The organism is Streptomyces sp. NPDC091272 (assembly GCF_044757485.1).
Classification (GTDB): Bacteria; Actinomycetota; Actinomycetes; order Streptomycetales; family Streptomycetaceae; genus Streptomyces.
On sequence record NZ_JBIVVC010000029.1, the window covers coordinates 1 to 1,135 of the forward strand.

Here is a 1,135-nt window from a genome sequence, read left to right on the forward strand (position 1 = left end):
CGCCCTGTTCGGACTCGCTTTCGCTACGGCTTCCCCACACGGGTTAACCTCGCTACACACCGCTAACTCGCAGGCTCATTCTTCAAAAGGCACGCAGTCACGACTGCATGTGCAAGCACATACAGCGACGCTCCCACGGCTTGTAGGCACACGGTTTCAGGTACTATTTCACTCCGCTCCCGCGGTACTTTTCACCATTCCCTCACGGTACTATCCGCTATCGGTCACCAGGGAATATTTAGGCTTAACGGGTGGTCCCGCCAGATTCACACGGGATTTCTCGGGCCCCGTGCTACTTGGGTGTCTCTCAAACGAGCCGTTGATATTTCAGCTACGGGGGTCTTACCCTCTACGCCGGACCTTTCGCATGTCCTTCGCCTACACCAACGGTTTCTGACTCGTCTCACGCTCGGCAGAACGTGACAAAGAGATCCCACAACCCCGTAAGCGCAACCCCTGCCGGGTATCACACGCATACGGTTTGGCCTCATCCGGTTTCGCTCGCCACTACTCCCGGAATCACGGTTGTTTTCTCTTCCTGCGGGTACTGAGATGTTTCACTTCCCCGCGTTCCCTCCACATACCCTATGTGTTCAGGTATGGGTGACAGCCCATGACGACTGCCGGGTTTCCCCATTCGGACACCCCCGGATCAAAGCTCGGTTGACAGCTCCCCGGGGCCTATCGTGGCCTCCCACGTCCTTCATCGGTTCCTGGTGCCAAGGCATCCACCGTGCGCCCTTAAAAACTTGGCCACAGATGCTCGCGTCCACTGTGCAGTTCTCAAACAACGACCAGCCACCCATCACCCCGGACCATGTCCGAGTGCACTGGGGCCGGCACTGAAAGCAAGACCTTCCGGCCGTACCTTCAGACACCCAACAGCGTGCCCGACCCGGTCCCGTCCCAGAACACTTTCCACGCCGAAGCAGTACTTGTGTCTGTGAGAAACCGTGCCGAATAGTCAACGTTCCACCCATGAGCAACCACCGTCGAACATTTGCCGACGAAATGGTCTCTGGACACCAAAGGTGTCTAGATGCTCCTTAGAAAGGAGGTGATCCAGCCGCACCTTCCGGTACGGCTACCTTGTTACGACTTCGTCCCAATCGCCAGTCCCACCTTCGACAGCTCC

2 rRNA genes are annotated in these 1,135 nt (G+C 57.4%); both read right to left on the minus strand.

The window, feature by feature from the left end:
- Positions 1-755: ribosomal RNA gene (locus ACIQM4_RS34585) — 23S ribosomal RNA — on the minus strand; the annotation flags it as partial.
- A 295-nt stretch (positions 756-1,050) separates the two neighbouring features.
- A 16S ribosomal RNA gene (locus ACIQM4_RS34590) occupies positions 1,051-1,135 on the minus strand; the annotation flags it as partial.